The organism is Pantoea jilinensis, from assembly GCF_019104105.1.
Classification (GTDB): Bacteria; Pseudomonadota; Gammaproteobacteria; order Enterobacterales; family Enterobacteriaceae; genus Pantoea; species Pantoea eucalypti.
The window spans coordinates 251,839-267,908 of record NZ_CP077746.1; the positions used below are offsets into that span (position 1 = coordinate 251,839).

General features: G+C 57.7%; 12 protein-coding genes. 10 read left to right on the forward strand and 2 right to left on the reverse strand.

The annotated features are described in order from the left end of the window. The first annotated feature begins 74 nt into the window (after positions 1 to 74). Positions 75 to 1,466 (forward strand): MFS transporter, encoded by a 1,392-nt coding sequence (locus KTJ90_RS01175; protein WP_003852073.1) that lies wholly within the window; start codon positions 75 to 77, stop codon positions 1,464 to 1,466. A gap of 508 nt (positions 1,467 to 1,974) precedes the next feature. Here the strand turns inward: KTJ90_RS01175 and KTJ90_RS01180 are convergent. Then, on the reverse strand, positions 1,975 to 2,952 hold the full coding sequence (locus KTJ90_RS01180; RefSeq protein ID WP_078805105.1) for a hypothetical protein: 978 nt from the start codon (positions 2,950 to 2,952) through the stop codon (positions 1,975 to 1,977). A gap of 471 nt (positions 2,953 to 3,423) precedes the next feature. On the opposite strand from KTJ90_RS01180, the gene KTJ90_RS01185 reads away from it, so the two are divergent. From KTJ90_RS01185 to KTJ90_RS01215, 7 genes are all read left to right on the forward strand, one after another. Continuing rightward, positions 3,424 to 4,590: an HD-GYP domain-containing protein gene (locus KTJ90_RS01185; protein WP_008926329.1), complete on the forward strand. Its 1,167-nt coding sequence runs from the start codon at positions 3,424 to 3,426 to the stop codon at positions 4,588 to 4,590. Positions 4,591 to 4,698: 108 nt separating this feature from the next. Beyond that, the gene (kdpF, locus tag KTJ90_RS01190) at positions 4,699 to 4,788 is read left to right on the forward strand and encodes a K(+)-transporting ATPase subunit F (protein ID WP_010253443.1); all 90 of its coding nucleotides are present in this window, start codon (positions 4,699 to 4,701) and stop codon (positions 4,786 to 4,788) included. Further along, the gene (gene kdpA, locus KTJ90_RS01195) at positions 4,788 to 6,476 is read left to right on the forward strand and encodes a potassium-transporting ATPase subunit KdpA (RefSeq protein WP_499025847.1); all 1,689 of its coding nucleotides are present in this window, start codon (positions 4,788 to 4,790) and stop codon (positions 6,474 to 6,476) included. The genes kdpF and kdpA overlap by 1 nt, the downstream gene beginning before the upstream one ends. After that, entirely contained in the window at positions 6,473 to 8,521 is a 2,049-nt protein-coding gene (gene kdpB / locus KTJ90_RS01200) for a potassium-transporting ATPase subunit KdpB (protein ID WP_105099943.1), read from the forward strand. The genes kdpA and kdpB overlap by 4 nt, the downstream gene beginning before the upstream one ends. A 10-nt stretch (positions 8,522 to 8,531) precedes the next feature. After that, complete coding sequence (gene kdpC, locus KTJ90_RS01205; RefSeq protein ID WP_485526175.1) at positions 8,532 to 9,098, forward strand: potassium-transporting ATPase subunit KdpC; 567 nt, start codon at positions 8,532 to 8,534, stop codon at positions 9,096 to 9,098. A 16-nt stretch (positions 9,099 to 9,114) separates the two neighbouring features. Further along, entirely contained in the window at positions 9,115 to 11,790 is a 2,676-nt protein-coding gene (gene kdpD / locus KTJ90_RS01210) for a two-component system sensor histidine kinase KdpD (protein ID WP_039661150.1), read from the forward strand. Between the two features lie 54 nt (positions 11,791 to 11,844). Then, positions 11,845 to 12,342, forward strand: coding sequence for a TIGR00645 family protein (locus tag KTJ90_RS01215; protein WP_003852093.1), 498 nt, complete (start codon positions 11,845 to 11,847; stop codon positions 12,340 to 12,342). Positions 12,343 to 12,380: 38 nt separating this feature from the next. Here KTJ90_RS01215 and KTJ90_RS01220 read toward each other — a convergent pair whose 3' ends face one another. Continuing rightward, positions 12,381 to 13,349: a LysR family transcriptional regulator gene (locus KTJ90_RS01220; RefSeq protein WP_003852095.1), complete on the reverse strand. Its 969-nt coding sequence runs from the start codon at positions 13,347 to 13,349 to the stop codon at positions 12,381 to 12,383. A gap of 93 nt (positions 13,350 to 13,442) precedes the next feature. Between KTJ90_RS01220 and KTJ90_RS01225 the strand changes: the two genes are divergently transcribed. Both KTJ90_RS01225 and KTJ90_RS01230 read left to right on the forward strand, forming a co-directional pair. Then, a complete protein-coding gene (locus KTJ90_RS01225) occupies positions 13,443 to 14,645 on the forward strand; it encodes an MFS transporter (RefSeq protein ID WP_008926326.1) in 1,203 nt (400 codons plus the stop codon). A gap of 61 nt (positions 14,646 to 14,706) precedes the next feature. After that, positions 14,707 to 16,053, forward strand: a complete 1,347-nt coding sequence (locus tag KTJ90_RS01230) for a cation:proton antiporter (protein ID WP_003852099.1) — start codon at positions 14,707 to 14,709, stop codon at positions 16,051 to 16,053. Positions 16,054 to 16,070 lie beyond the last annotated feature (17 nt).

Here is a 16,070-nt window from a genome sequence, read left to right on the forward strand (position 1 = left end):
AAGCGGGAATTCTCAGCGTTATTCCTGAAAAAAACCTCGTGGCGCAACCTGCCGCTTTTTAAGGAATTCAGCTCATGCCTAAAGAACAAACGCCTCAACGGACGACCCATGTCCGCATCGGGATCCTCTGCCTGATCCTGTTTCTGTCGGTTGTGGCTTACGCCGACCGCTCGATCCTCTCGATCTCCGGGTCGGCAATCAAAGAGGAGTTCGGTCTGTCAGCGATCCAGCTGGGATTGATCCTCTCTGCTTTCAGCTGGGCCTATGTCATCGGTCAGATTCCTGGCGGACTGTTGCTTGACCGCTTCGGGGCCAAAAAAGTGTATGGCGTTACACTGGCGCTCTGGTCAGTTTCAACGCTGGCGATGGGATTTGTGGGCGAGTTCTCCAGCGGCATGACCGGCGCGCTGATGCTGATGTTTGGGCTGCGCTTTATGCTGGGACTCATAGAGGCACCCAGCTTTCCCGCTAATGCGCGCGTGGTCATTATGTGGTTTCCGGGCGCAGAACGGGGACGCGCATCATCGCTGTTCAGCTCGGCGCAATATTTTGCTGTCGCTATCTTCTCGCCGCTTTCAGGCTGGCTGGTCTCGCGCTTTGGCTGGGAATGGCCATTCTTTGTGCTGGGCGGCATCGGTCTGGTGGCGGTCCTGGTCTGGGCGGCCTGGATGCGCGAGCCACGTAACCACCCCGGCGTATCGGAAAGTGAATTGCGCCACATTGTCGACGGTGGCGCGCTGGTGGATATCGATGCGGCGCAGACGCTGAAAGCACGACCACCGGTCAGCAAAGCGATGTTCAGAAAGCTGCTCACCAATCGCATGCTCTGGTGCGCCTATCTCGGTCAGTACTGCATCATTGCGCTCAGCTACTTCTTTATTACCTGGTTTCCAATCTATCTGGTGCAGGCGCGCGGCATGAACATCATGGAAGCGGGATTCGCCACTATTGCGCCAGCGCTGTTCGGTTTTCTGGGCGGCATCAGTGGCGGTTACCTGTCAGACAAGTTAATCGCCCGAGGCTGGAGCGTCTCCTGGGCGCGTAAAACGCCCTATATCGTCGGCATGCTGATGGCGTCCAGCCTGGTGCTGGCAGCGATCATTCCTGGTAACGGCGGCATCATCGCCATTATGTCCTTCGCCTTTTTTGGCAAAGGCATCGCGGCTGGCGCAGGCACCTGGACGGTGATCAGTGATACCGCACCCAAAGAGGCGGTGGGTCTGGCGGGGTCCATTTTTAACGGCATCGGCAATATTGCCGGTTTCACCACGCCGCTGCTGTTCGGCATCATCGTTGGGCTGACCGGTAGCTACAGCATTGGACTGGCGTTTGTGGCGGCACACTGCGTGGTCGCGGCGCTGCTGTTCCTGCTGGTGATGGGGCCGATTGAACGCGTCGGCGAAGAGACCGGACGCCCGGCATCATTTAACAATCAGGAGAAAGAAGATGGCATTAAAGCAATGTAAAGTGCTGAACAAAGGGAAATTTCTGCCACCGCAGCTGATTGAGAATATCGAAAAAACGTTTACTGTGTTTCGGTTGGGCTGGCGGGATCTAAAGAAAGGCCCTTAGTTGGGCCATTAACTGTTAAGGTAAAAGCAGTCCAAAGATAGCAAATAAGATATAGCATGAGGTAGCGGCAAACCAAAAAAAAGAATAAATCTTCATCCAGGGAGATATCTTCTGTTTATTATTTTCAAAGAAATCATAGCCAGAATCATTGATGGCAAGGTAGCTTATTTTCTGTCTGCGACTTAATTTTATGAAAAACCGTAAAACCGTAAAACCGGAAAAACTCCGAAGAAGCCAGTCGTATAATAAAAGGAGCAGGGGCCGGGGAAATTATATTTCTCTCTGTAAGAAGAGACCAGGTTATAATAATCCTGTCGTTTGATTAAATATATTATAAGCGACAGAATCAGAAGGCCGCATCCCAGCCCACCAAAAAATAATGAAGTACCAGCCAGCAATTTATTAGTTATCATAATATTCTGCAACTTTATTAATTATAGTTTCGACGCCTGAACTACCTGCAATACCACCGGCGACCGACCCTACAACTGCACATGCAACACCACCAGCGCCCGCTGTTGCTATTCCAATAGCCGCACAGCCAGCTAACGCGGCAGAGCTGCCCCAAACACCACCCAACATCCCTCCACCTGTAGTGAGAGCAAACTTTGAGTAGTCTTTAACGGCAATCTTCCCACATTCATCCTCGCGCCCTTTGCTGCATGCATCAACCACATCATTAGTCGTGCCTGCAAAAGCGAATCCAATCCCGATGAGTCCGCCAGTCTTTAAAAAACGCGCAGCTCTGGCTGCATTACCGACATAGTATGAATACCCTGGAATGCCACCTATTCCAACAGTAGACCATTCATGCACTATCGAGCGGCTGGAGAGATTTAATGCGCGCTTCATATTGTCATACTGCTGGAATTTTACAGTATACCGTGCAAGGGATTTTAACAGCGGCTTATTGACCAGCTCTTTAAGCTGCTGTAATAGCTGATTGCGTTCAACAAAGAACTGCTGGCCTATCAGAGAACCCTGCGTGCGGAACTGATTCTGGAAGCTGACTTCGATTTTTTTCAGAGTTTGTTCAATAGCATTAAAATATTTTTCACCCGCATCTCCTGGAGTGCTAAAAATCTTGTCTCCAGCACCTGTCAGTGCGGCAATCGTTCCATAATGTTTTTGCATAAAACTGGCGTCATCGTCGTTCACACCAATCAATGCCGCATTAGTTTTATTCTTAGCCTGACGGAGCGTTGTTAGCAACTGCATTGTAAGCTGAGGGGATGTATCGGAGTCAGCCACAATCAGGATTTGCCCTGGCTTAAGATACGGCGTATCTGCATTAAGTTTCATAAACAGGCTGGTAGCGGGTGAACGTGTATCTCTGAACAGTTCCCGCGCCTGATATTCAAGTGTTCCGGGACATTCCACTACACAATATCCGGGGGGCTAAGTTCTTCGCCATGCATCCATTCTCCGTCATTTAAAACAGGGTTATGATCCTATTATTAGTACCATTGGTAAGTAAAAAATATGCGTCATAAATATAAATAATTCTATTGAGTTACGCAAAAACTATTGTTTAGGGTTACGAGTGGTTTCGTTACACTGACTGAGAGTGTTCGAATCTTTACTCTTGCACTCAAGACGATCCATCAAGTCATAAATAATCCGTTTAACGATCTGGCTGTTAAGGGAAAATCCATAATCTTCCATGGATGATTATGGATTTGTTGTCCCGCTCAGTCTGGACCTGAACAACGATTTATCGTTCTGTCTGAAGAGTTCGCCTCTCCTCTGACCGCTCTCCCGACCCCAGACTTCGCACAAAACAGCCTGAAGAAAATCAGCCCGGCTGCCGATATCACCTTATCCCAACCGTTAATGTTAAGGAGTGATAGCGTGATTAAGCTGATTACCATTGATGAGTTGCGCCCGGGGATGTTTATCCACAAGCTGGAAGTCTGGTGGATAAAAGAGCAGCGCATTCATAATCAGATGCTGATCACCGATCCACGACAAATTGCCACGCTACGCAGCGAAGGGATCCGCCAGCTCTGGATCGACCTCGATCGATCGGTTCAGACGCCGATCGCCACCACGGTCGCAAAAAGAACCATTGGCCGCACTCCGTTTTTTCAGGAAATGGATCAGGCGCAGCAGATCTTTCAGCAGGGCAAACCGAAAGTGCGGGCGATGTTCAACGAAGCGCGGCTGGGTAACGGCCTGAAGCTCGATTATATGATGGACCTGGTGGATGAAATCGCCGGATCGATCACGCGTGAACCCTCCGCCATGCTGAGCGTGGCGCGGCTGAAAAATCATGATGACTACACCTATCTGCACTCTATGGCGGTCTGCGGGCTGATGATTGCGCTGGGTAAAAAACTCGGGCTGGATGAGCAGCAGCTGCGCCGGGTGGGCATGGGCGGTTTACTGCATGATGTCGGCAAAGCGGCTGTGCCACTGGCGATCCTGAACAAAGCGGGCAAGCTGACTGAAGAGGAGTTCAGGGTGATGCGTGAGCATCCGGTGGTCGGCACGCAGATGCTGATAGAGGCCAACGCTGACGACGATCTGCTCGATATCGCTCTTCATCATCATGAAAAATATGATGGCAGCGGCTATCCGCACCGCCTGAAAGGCGAGGCGATTTCGTTCTACGCCCGAATGGCGGCGGTGTGTGATGTCTATGATGCCGTCACCTCGACCCGCTCCTATCGCAACGGCTGGACGCCAGCAGAGGCGATGCATCAGATGCTGAGCTGGCGCGGGCATTTCGACCCTGCACTACTGCACACCTTCGTCAGAACCATTGGTATCTATCCGGTGGGATCGCTGGTGCGTCTGGCCTCTGGCCGGGTGGCGTTAGTGGTGAAAGCGGGTGAGAAATCGCTGATGCGTCCCTGTGTGCACGTTTTCTGGTCGCTGCACGCTCAGCGTGAAGTGAAACCGGAAGAGCTCGACCTCGGCGACAGCTTCTGCACCGACAGCATTGTCGGTGCAGAAGACAGCAAGCTGTGGGGTAACGTCGATCTTAATCGTATCTGGGCGCTGGAAGTCGCCTGATTTTTCGCCATTTTTACACTATTTTTACGCCCGCCCGCTGCATTTTAACCCCGTCTTTATACGCCTCCGCGCAAGCTAAGCCATAAATCCAATCCTCTGGAGGTTCCTGTGAGCGTGGGCGTAATAACCGGCATTGTGCTGGTGGTGTTGTTACTGGGCTATCTGATCTATGCCCTGTTAAATGCGGAGGCCTTCTGATGGCGGCCAATGCTTTTTTACTCATCGCATTTTATCTGGTGCTGCTGATGGCACTGGCGCAGCCGCTCGGACGGGGTCTGGCCTCGTTAGTGGCGGACAAGCCGGTGTTTGCCCGCCTGGAAGCGCCACTGTGGCGACTGCTGGGCGCGCAGGCATCGGACATGCGCTGGCCTCACTACCTGCTGGCAATTCTGTTGTTCAACGCGCTGGGTTTCGTGGTGCTGCTGGCTATGCTGCTGCTGCAGGGCTCGCTGCCGCTGAATCCTCAGCAGCTGCCAGGCCTGAGCTGGCATCTGGCGCTGAACACCGCCGTGAGCTTCGTGACCAACACCAACTGGCAATCCTACAGTGGCGAAAGCACCCTGAGCTATTTCAGTCAGATGGTGGGCCTGACGGTGCAGAACTTCCTCTCTGCCGCGACCGGTATCGCCGTAGCCTTTGCGCTGATCCGTGGCTTCGCCAATCGCAGCTCTGCGACCCTGGGTAACGCCTGGCGCGACCTGACCCGCATCACGCTTTACGTCTTACTGCCGATCAGCCTGCTGATGGCGCTGTTTTTTGTCAGTCAGGGCAGCATCCAGAACTTCTCGCCTTATCACAGCCTCTCCACGCTGGAAGGCGTGCAGCAGACGCTGTCGATGGGACCGGTGGCGTCGCAGGAAGCGATCAAAATGCTGGGTACCAATGGTGGCGGCTTCTTTAACGCCAACTCCGCCCATCCGTTTGAGAACCCGACGGTACTGACGAATCTGGTGCAGATGCTGAGCATCTTCCTGATCCCGGCAGCGCTCTGCTTCGCGTTTGGCGAAAGCGTGCGTGACCGTCGTCAGGGCCATATGCTGCTGTGGGCGATGACGCTGATGTTTGTGGCGGCGGTCGCCGTCGTGATGTGGGCCGAACTGCAGGGCAACCCGCATTTCCTCCAGCTGGGGGCCGACAGCGCCATCAACATGGAAGGCAAAGAGACGCGCTTTGGCATCCTTAACAGCAGCCTGTTCGCGGTCATTACCACTTCTGCCTCCTGCGGTGCCGTTAATGCCATGCATGACTCCTTTACCGCGCTGGGCGGCATGGTGCCGATGTGGCTGATGCAACTGGGCGAGGTGGTATTTGGCGGTGTTGGCGCCGGCCTCTACGGCATGCTGCTGTTTGTACTGCTGGCGGTCTTTATTGCCGGACTGATGATTGGCCGTACCCCGGAGTTCCTGGGTAAAAAAGTCGATGTGTGGGAAATGAAAATGACCGCACTGGCGATTCTGGTTACCCCGGCGCTGGTGCTGATTGGCACTGCACTGGCGATGATGACCGACGCCGGGCGCAGCGCGATGGCAAACCCGGGCATCCACGGCTTCAGTGAAGTGCTCTATGCGGTCTCTTCGGCTTCCAATAACAACGGCAGTGCCTTTGCCGGACTGAGTGCCAACACGCCGTTCTGGAACCTGTTACTGGCTGTCTGCATGCTGCTGGGCCGTTTCGGCATCATCATCCCGGTGATGGCGATTGCCGGTGCGATGGCGGTTAAAAAAGTGCAGCCGGTAGGTAACGGCACACTGCCAACTCACGGTCCGCTGTTTATTGCACTGCTGATTGGCACCGTGCTGCTGGTGGGTGCACTGACCTTTATTCCTGCTCTGGCGCTGGGCCCGGTGGCTGAGCATCTGCAACTTGTTCAGGGACAATCCTCATGAGTCGTCAACAACAGGCGTTATTTGACGCAGCCCTGCTGCGTACCTCGGCCTGGGATGCGGTGAAAAAGCTCGATCCCCGGGTACAGTTCCGTAACCCGGTGATGTTTGTGGTCTACCTCGGCAGCATCCTCACCTCGCTGCTGGCGGTGGGCATGCTGACCGGGCGCATCAACGGCAGCGCCAGCTTTACCGGGGCGATTGCGGTCTGGCTCTGGTTCACCGTGCTGTTCGCCAACCTGGCAGAGGCGCTGGCAGAAGGGCGCAGCAAGGCCCAGGCAAGCAGCCTGAAAGGCGTCAAAAAGACCAGCTTTGCCAAAAAACTCTCAGCGGCGCGCTATGGTGCCGAGTGGCAGCAGGTCAGTGCCGATGCGCTGCGCAAAGGCGATGCGGTGCTGGTAGAAGCGGGCGATATCATTCCCTGTGACGGTGAAGTGATGGAGGGCGGTGCCTCAGTGGATGAGAGCGCCATTACCGGTGAATCTGCACCGGTTATTCGTGAGTCAGGGGGTGACTTTGCTTCCGTGACGGGCGGTACCCGTATTCTCTCTGACTGGCTGGTGATCACCTGTAGCGCCAACCCGGGCGAAACCTTCCTTGACCGGATGATCGCCATGGTGGAAGGCGCAAAACGCCGCAAAACGCCAAATGAGATCGCCCTGACCATCCTGCTGGTATCACTGACCATCGTGTTCCTGCTGGCGACCGTGACGCTCTGGCCGTTCTCGGCATGGGGCGGCACACCGGTCAGCGTCACGGTACTGGTGGCACTGCTGGTCTGTCTGATCCCGACCACTATCGGCGGCCTGCTGTCGGCGATTGGCGTGGCGGGGATGAGCCGGATGCTGGGTGCAAACGTCATCGCGACCAGCGGTCGTGCGGTGGAAGCCGCAGGGGATGTGGATGTGCTGATGCTGGACAAAACCGGCACCATCACGCTGGGTAACCGTCAGGCGACCCAGTTCCTGCCCGCGCCAGGCGTCAGCGAAGAGCAGCTGGCGGACGCCGCGCAGCTCGCCTCGCTGGCCGATGAGACGCCGGAAGGCCGCAGCATCGTGGTACTGGCGAAACAGCGATTTAACCTGCGTGAACGCGATCTCAGCAGCATGGACGCCAGCTTTATTCCGTTCTCAGCCCAGACCCGCATGAGTGGCGTGAATGTGCAGGATCGGCTGATCCGCAAAGGCGCGGTCGATGCCGTTCGCCGTCATATCGAAGCGAACCATGGTCGTTTCCCTGCGGAAGTGAATGCGCAGGTGGAAGAGGTGGCTCGCAGTGGCGGCACGCCGCTGGTGGTGTCAGAAGGCGCAAATGTGCTGGGTGTGGTGGCGCTGAAAGATATCGTGAAAGGCGGCATCAAAGAGCGCTTTGCCGAACTGCGCAAAATGGGTATTAAAACGGTGATGATCACCGGTGATAACCCACTGACCGCCGCGGCGATTGCCGCAGAAGCGGGCGTGGATGACTTCCTGTCAGAGGCCACACCAGAAGCCAAACTGGCGCTGATCCGTCAGTATCAGGCCGAAGGCCGTTTAGTGGCGATGACCGGTGACGGCACCAACGATGCGCCAGCACTGGCGCAGGCGGATGTGGCGGTGGCGATGAACTCCGGGACCCAGGCGGCGAAAGAGGCGGGCAACATGGTCGACCTCGACTCTAACCCGACCAAGCTACTGGAAGTGGTGCACATCGGTAAACAGATGCTGATGACGCGCGGTTCGCTGACCACCTTCAGTATTGCCAACGACGTGGCGAAATATTTCGCCATTATCCCGGCGGCGTTTGCGGCGACCTATCCGCAGCTCAACATGCTTAACGTGATGCAGCTGCACTCGCCCGCCAGCGCAATCCTGTCGGCGGTGATCTTTAACGCCCTGGTGATTGTCTTCCTGATCCCGCTGGCCCTGAAAGGCGTCAGCTACCGCCCACTGAGCGCCGCTGCGCTGCTGCGCCGCAACCTGCTGATTTATGGTCTGGGTGGCCTGCTGGTGCCGTTTGTCGGCATCAAAGCGATCGATCTGCTGTTAGTGTTTTCAGGCATGGCCTGAGGAGAGAAAAATGAGTCAGTTACGTCCGGCAATTTTACTGTTGTTGCTGCTTACGCTTGTCACCGGCGTGGTTTATCCTTTGCTTACTACTGGTCTGGCGCAATGGCTGTTTCCGTCCCAGTCCAGCGGCTCGCTGCTGGAGGAAGATGGCGTGGCGCGCGGGTCAGCACTGATTGGCCAGAACTTTACCCAGCCCAACTATTTCTGGGGCCGCCCTTCAGCCACAGGCGATAAACCCTATAACCCGCTCTCCTCAGGCGGCAGCAACCTGGCCGCCAGCAATCCGGCGCTGGATAAAGCGGTAGCCGACCGCGTCGCTGCGCTGCGGGCCGCGAACCCGCAGGTACCGGCTGCCGTGCCGGTCGAGCTGGTCACTGCCTCAGCCAGCGGGCTGGACCCGGATATTTCACCGGAGGCCGCGCGCTGGCAGGCGCCGCGTGTCGCCGCCAGCCGCAAGGTGCCGGTGGCGCAGGTCGAGGCGCTGATTGAAAAGATGACGCATCGTCCACTGATGCCATTCCTCGGCACACCGACGATCAACGTGTTGCAGCTGAATATGGCGCTCAACGAACTGTAATGGTGTTAAGGAAGCGATGAACCACGAACCCCAGCGTCCCGATCCCGACGCGCTGCTGCAGGCTAACCGCGAAACGCATCGCGGACAGCTGAAAATTTACTTTGGTGCCTGTGCTGGCGTGGGCAAAACCTACGCCATGCTGCAGGAGGCACAGCGGCTGCGTGCGCAGGGTCTGGATGTGCTGATCGGCGTGGTAGAGACCCACGAACGGCCGGAAACCGCACAGCTGCTGACAGGATTAACCCTGCTGCCGCGTCGCGCCACCGGCCGTTCACGTCATGCAGAGTTTGATCTCGATGCCGCGCTGGCCCGCCATCCTGCCGTCATCCTGATGGATGAGCTGGCGCACACCAACGTTAAGGGCTCGCGCCATCCCAAGCGCTGGCAGGATATTGAGGAGCTGCTGGAAGCGGGCATCGACGTCCTGACCACCGTCAACGTGCAGCATCTTGAGAGCCTCAACGATGTGGTCGGCGGCGTCACCGGCATTCAGGTGCGCGAAACCGTACCCGATCCCTTTTTTGACAGTGCCGACGAAGTGGTGCTGGTCGATCTGCCGCCCGACGATCTGCGCCAGCGATTGAAAGAGGGCAAAGTTTATATTGGCGATCGTGCTGAGCGCGCCATCGAAAACTTTTTCCGTAAAGGTAATCTCTTCGCCCTGCGTGAGCTGGCGCTGCGCCGCACCGCCGATCGGGTAGACGATCAGATGCGCGCCTGGCGCGATCAGCAGGGACGGGAGCGCGTCTGGCACACCCGCGACGCTATTCTGCTCTGTATTGGCGACGACAGCGGCAGTGAAAAGCTGGTGCGCACCGCAGCCCGCCTGGCGGCGCGACTGGGCAGCGAATGGCACGCGGTCTATGTTGAAACGCCCCGGCTCAACCGGCTGCCGGAAGCACGGCGACGGGCCATCCTGCGCACATTACAGCTGGCACAGGAGCTGGGCGCGGAAACCGCCACCCTTTCTGAACCGGATGAAGCGGAAGCGGTGCTGGGTTATGCCCGCGAACACAATCTGGGCAAAATCGTCACCGGCCGTCGCCCGCTTCGGCGCTGGCGGCGTGACAGTTTTGCTGAACGACTGGGCCAGCTTGGCCCGGATCTCGATCTGCTGGTCGTGGCGCTGGATGAGCCGCTGAAAGATGCGCCGCATCCGCTGCCGGATGGTCGTGTTAACAGCGAAAAATGGCGCATTCAGCTGCGCGGCGTGATGATGGCGCTGGTGCTCTGTATCCTGGTGACCGCAGCCGGGCAATCGGTGCTGATCAATTTCGATCCCGCCAACTGCGTGATGATCTACCTGCTGGCGGTGGTGATCGTGGCACTACGCTATGGCCGCTGGCCGTCGGTGATCGCCACGGTGATAAATATCGTCGCCTTCGACCTCTTCTTTGTGGCCCCCACCGGCACGGTGGCGGTCTCCGACCTGCAATATCTGGTGACCTTTGGCGTGATGCTGGCGGTCGGCGTGATTGTCGGGAATCTTACGGCAGGCGTGCGCTATCAGGCGCGGGTGGCGCGCTACCGCGAGCAGCGGGCGCGTCAGCTCTATGAGATGGCGAAATCGCTGGGCAGCGCGTTGACACCGCAGGATATCGCCGCCACCAGCCAGCGTGTGCTCGACGCCACGCTACAGGCGCGCTGCCTGCTGCTGCTGCCCGATGAGCAGGGCGAGCTGAAAGCGGTGGGCGATGCGTTACCGGCCAGCGAGCCGGATCGCGCGATTGCTAAATGGAGTTACAGCAAAGGCCAGCCTGCAGGCGCGGGCACCGATACCTTACCGGCAGTGCCTTATCAGATCCTGCCGCTGAAAAGCGGCGCGCAGTGCCGGGGATTGCTGGTGGTGGAGCCGCAGAACCTGCGTCAGCTGATGATTCCTGAGCAGCAGCGGCTGGTGGAAACCTTTACGGTGCTGATCGCCAATGCCCTGGAGCGGATGGCGCTGTCTCACAGCGAGGCAGCGTCCCGTCTCTCAGCTGAGCGTGAACAGCTGCGCAATGCGTTGCTGTCGGCGCTGTCACACGACCTGCGCACCCCGCTGACCGTATTGTTTGGTCAGGCAGAAATGCTGATGCTTGACCTGGCCAGTGACAACTCAAAATATGTGCCGCAGGCCAGCCAGATTCGCGAGCAGACGCTCAGCACCATCCGGCTGGTGAGCAACATGCTGGATATGGCGCGCATTCAGTCGGGCGGCCTCAATCTGCGGGAAGAGTGGCTGGCGCTGGAAGAGGTGATTGGTGGGGCGCTGAGCAGCATGGCACCCTCGCTCAAGGGGCATGAGGTCCAGCTCGACCTGCCGGATGACATCGTGCTGATCAAAGGGGACAGCACGCTGCTGGAGCGGGTTTTCACTAACCTGATAGAGAACAGCCTGAAGTATGCCGGTAATAGCGCGCCACGCGGCATCCGCGCCTGGCGTGCAGCATCACGACTGGAAATTGCGGTCTGGGACGGCGGACCCGGCATTGCCGAAGAGGATTTAACCCGGATATTCGATAAGTTCTGGCGCGGCAATAAAGAGTCGGCGGTGCCGGGCGTCGGGCTGGGTCTGGCGATCTGTAAAACCATTATCGAGAGCCATGGCGGCCAGATCTGGGCCGAAAACCGGCCCGAAGGTGGCGCGGCATTTCGTCTCTCGCTGCCGCTGCCGCCCGCCCCTGAAATTTCTGACGAAGGGCTGAAATAACTTCACAGTGGATCAGTTATACTGCCGGTCCTGTTTGATTATTCGTGGGATTGTATGGAACGTTTTACCGAAAACCTGATGTATGCATCGCGCTGGTTGCTGGCTCCGGTTTACATTGGACTTTCGCTGGGATTACTGGCGCTGACCATTAAATTTTTCCAGGAAATTTTCCACCTGCTGCCCAACATTTTCAGCATTGCGGAAAACGATCTGATTCTTCTGCTGCTCTCACTGGTGGATATGACGCTGGTTGGCGGCCTGCTGGTGATGGTAATGCTGTCGGGTTATGAGAACTTCATCTCTAAACTCGACATCGACGAAGACAAAGAGAAGCTGAGCTGGCTGGGCAAGATGGACTCCGGCTCGCTGAAAAACAAAGTCGCTGCCTCCATCGTTGCCATCTCGTCGATTCACCTGCTGCGGGTGTTCATGGAAGCGCGTAATGTCGAAAACGACAAACTCATGTGGTACGTGATTATCCACCTCACCTTTGTGCTCTCTGCCTTTGTGATGGGCTGGCTGGACAAAATGTCGCGCTACGATAAAAAGTAAAGTATCCCCCTGGTGGCCCGCTGACGCGGGCCCCTGCGTTATCCCTGCCGATCTGTTTTCCCTGAACGACCTGCTGGCTGCGACGCCGGACGCGTGCCCGCCAGCTGCGGCATCACCTCTTTAATCATCGCAAAAAAGTGTTGCAGCCTGGCCGGGTAGTAACTCGCCCAGGGATAAGTCAGCCACACCGGCAGCGGTGGTGCCTGCCACGCAGGCACCAGCTGAACCAGGTCGCCATCGGCTAAATCTTCCTGTACCGCCCAGGAGGAGACAATTGCCGCACCCATGCCCGCCAGCGCCGCTTTGCGCACCGCATATAAACTGTCACTGCTCAGCCGTGGCGTAATCGCCAGATTCACCGGCTGGCCATCGTCAATCTTTTGCAATGCCACTTCGTTACGGTAAAAACTGGTGAGGGCCAGCCATGGCAGATCTCGCAGCTGTTCAATCTGCGCTATGGGCGGATACTGTGCCAGCAGGTGCGGGGCCGCCACCACAATGCGCGGCACTTCGGCCAGCAGAACCGCCACCACCGAGGGATCGGTTGGCGCACCGACCTGAATGGCGCAGTCGACATTCTCGGCCATAAAGTCGGGCGTGCGATCGTTCAGCATCCACTCAATATTGAGCCGGGGATAGCGATGCAGATAGTCCACCAGTGGGGCGATCAGCTGATCCTGGCCAAAGGCGTGCGGGGCACGAACCCGCAGTGTACCGACCGGATCGGCACTGGCGCCGGTCAGCTCATCTTCCAGCGTATGCCAGGTCGCCAGCAGCTGCCGTGCCTGGGCGTAGCAGCGTTCACCATCATCGGTGAGTTTCAGCGCATGCGTGGTGCGCAGGATCAGCTTCAGCCCCAGCCGCTGCTCAAGGGTCTGCAGCCGACGACTGACGGTAGGTTGTGTCGTACCCAGCTGGGCCGCGGCGGCCGATAAGCTGCCACTCTCGACGATACGGATAAAGGTCTGCATCAGGTCGATGCGATCGCTGCTGTTAGGATTGTTCATACGTACCACGCATAACGGTTTTGCCTGATATCAGTCTACCGCGTATAACCGCGATGCGCTTTAATGGTTGTACGAAATGAAGAGGATTACAGCATGTCAGCCATATCAACCCAGACTCAAAATGAATCGCTCTCCACACCGCTGGTGTTTACCCTGGCCGCGGGTGCCGGACTCAGCGTTGCGTCGATTTACTACAGCCAGCCGATGCTGGATATCATCAGCAAACAGTTTAACGCAGGCATTGGCGCAGTCGGTATGGTGCCGATGCTGACCCAGGCGGGCTATGCACTGGGTATTCTGCTGCTGGCGCCACTGGGCGATCGTCATGACCGTCGCACCATTATCTTTATCAAGGGCTTACTGCTGGTGGCAGCGCTGCTGCTGTGTGGTTTTTCCGGTGGGCTCAGCGCGCTGCTGATTGCCAGTTTTATCACCGGCCTGACGGCTACGGTGGCGCAGGATATTGTGCCTGCATCGGCGGCGCTGGCCCCGGAACGCAGCCGGGGTAAAACGGTCGGCACGGTGATGACCGGGCTGCTGGTTGGCATCCTCTTGTCGCGGGTGGTCAGTGGGGTGGTGGCGGAGTATTTCGGCTGGCGCACCATGTATATGATTGCCGCGCTGGCGGTGCTGCTGATTACGCTGACGCTGTGGCGTGTGCTGCCGCGCTTCACACCGGGTACCTCGGTAAGCTACCCGCGCCTGCTGCTGTCGCTGGTGCATCTGTGGCGTCACCACCAGACGCTGCGCCGGGCCGCGCTGGCGCAGGGTCTGCTGTCAGTGGCCTTCAGCGCCTTCTGGTCGACACTGGCGTTAATGCTTAGCGACCGCTTTCATCTGGACAGTGCCGTTGCCGGAGCCTTTGGTTTAGCCGGTGCAGCGGGCGCCATGGCGGCACCGCTGGCGGGCAGTTTTGCTGACCGCATTGGTCCGGCAAGGGTCACGCAGGCGGGTGCCGCGCTGGTAACGATCTCTTTTGCGCTGATGTTCCTGCTGCCATTACTGCCCATGCCGGCGCAGCTGGCGCTGATAGTCGTCTGTACTATCGGCTTTGATTTAGGCGTACAGGCCACGCTGGTGGCGCATCAGACGCTGGTCTACGGCCTGGCCCCGGAAGCACGTAGTCGCCTTAATGCGCTGCTGTTTACCGTGGTGTTTATCGGTATGGCGACCGGTGCGGCGCTGGGCAGTCTGGCGCTGGCACACTGGGGCTGGAATGGCGTGGTTGCACTCGCCACCATAGCTGGTGCAGCCGCTGTCGCGGTCCGCTTCGCCAGTCGTCACCTGAAAAACTGACACCTCGCCCGTCAAAAAATGTGCCAGGCTTATTCATAAACCCGAAATATTCTGGAGTGTTATGAACTTTTTAGCCTGGACAGCAGCGACGGGCGGCCTCCTGCTGCTGATGTCGCTGGCTTCCGGTTGGATTCACCGGGGGCCAGTCACCTCATTTGGCCTGTTTCTGATCGCGGGTATGCTGTGCGGCCCGTGGGGATTTGATGTTATCCACCTTGATATCGTTACCCATTCCGAAGCCGTGGCCCACATCACTGAAATCACCATGGCAGCCTCGCTGTTTATCACCGGTCTCAAGCTGCGTCAGCCGCTGCAGAACAACTGCTGGCACACCGGGCTGAAGCTGGCCTTTCCCGCCATGCTGCTCACCGTCGCCGCGATGACCCTGCTGGCACACTTCCTTGTGGGATTAGACTGGCCGATTGCGCTGGCGTTTGGGGCGATTGTCGCACCCACCGATCCGGTGCTGGCGAGCTTAATCTCGGTCAATGATGCGCAGGATGATGACTCGCTGCGTGTGGCAATATCCAGCGAGGCGGGCATGAACGACGGCTCCGCATTACCACTGCTGATGCTGGCGCTGCTGCTGTTCAATGGCGAAAGCCTGAATGGCGCGATGCTGGCGCACTGGGGCGCGGTCGAAGTGCTCTGGGCGATTGGCGGCGGTCTTGTCATCGGTTTTGTGCTGGGGCAGTTGATCGGCATGCTGGCGACCCGACTGCGCAATGCCAATGGCGATGTCGCACCCAATGATTTTCTGGCGCTGGCGCTGATAGCACTGAGTTATTCACTGGTGGAGTGGCTGGGTGCTTCCGGCTTCCTGGCTGCCTTTGCCGCCGGGCTGGGATTACGCCGCGCAGAACTGGGCGTGTTCCGTCGTCATCAGCCGGATGATCTCTCTGACGACGAGCGGATATTGCCCTCTGAGGCGCTGGTGAATCCTAACATGCGTCTGGCGCATCAGGGCGGCACGAATATGGTCAAATCGATTGGGTTTGTAGTAGGCGACGCCCTCTCTTTTGGCGATACTATTGAACGTTTACTGGCGGCTGGCATGATGGTGGTGCTGGGCGTCACACTGGCGCAGCACTGGAACATCTACGGCGTGCTGATTGGCCTGGTGCTGTTTGCGGTGGTGCGACCGCTGGCCGTCTGGCTGGTAACAATGCGAGCCGGACTGCCGCTGGGGCAGCGCTTGCTGATTGGCTGGCTGGGCATCCGGGGGATTGGCAGTCTGAACTACATCGCCTATGCCTGGACGCACGGGATGCAAGGCCCGCAGATGGAAATTATGACCAATATGGCGTTAACGCTGGTGGTCTGCAGCGTGGTGGTTCACGGCACCACCGTGACGCCGCTGCTGAACTGGCGTCAGAAGCGCCTCGAAGCCCTTCAGCGCAAGGTTTAACCCGAACGAACAGGAGT

Excerpts from the sequence above, each read along its gene's own strand:
- KTJ90_RS01230 (WP_003852099.1), top strand. The coding sequence starts at position 14,707 with ATGAACTTTTTAGCCTGGACAGCAGCGACGGGCGGCCTCCTGCTGCTG.
- kdpB (WP_105099943.1), top strand. The coding sequence starts at position 6,473 with ATGAGTCGTCAACAACAGGCGTTATTTGACGCAGCCCTGCTGCGTACC.
- KTJ90_RS01175 (WP_003852073.1), top strand. The coding sequence starts at position 75 with ATGCCTAAAGAACAAACGCCTCAACGGACGACCCATGTCCGCATCGGG.
- KTJ90_RS01215 (WP_003852093.1), top strand. The coding sequence starts at position 11,845 with ATGGAACGTTTTACCGAAAACCTGATGTATGCATCGCGCTGGTTGCTG.
- kdpD (WP_039661150.1), top strand. The coding sequence starts at position 9,115 with ATGAACCACGAACCCCAGCGTCCCGATCCCGACGCGCTGCTGCAGGCT.
- kdpA (WP_499025847.1), top strand. The coding sequence starts at position 4,788 with ATGGCGGCCAATGCTTTTTTACTCATCGCATTTTATCTGGTGCTGCTG.
- KTJ90_RS01220 (WP_003852095.1), bottom strand. The coding sequence starts at position 13,349 with ATGAACAATCCTAACAGCAGCGATCGCATCGACCTGATGCAGACCTTT.
- KTJ90_RS01225 (WP_008926326.1), top strand. The coding sequence starts at position 13,443 with ATGTCAGCCATATCAACCCAGACTCAAAATGAATCGCTCTCCACACCG.
- kdpC (WP_485526175.1), top strand. The coding sequence starts at position 8,532 with ATGAGTCAGTTACGTCCGGCAATTTTACTGTTGTTGCTGCTTACGCTT.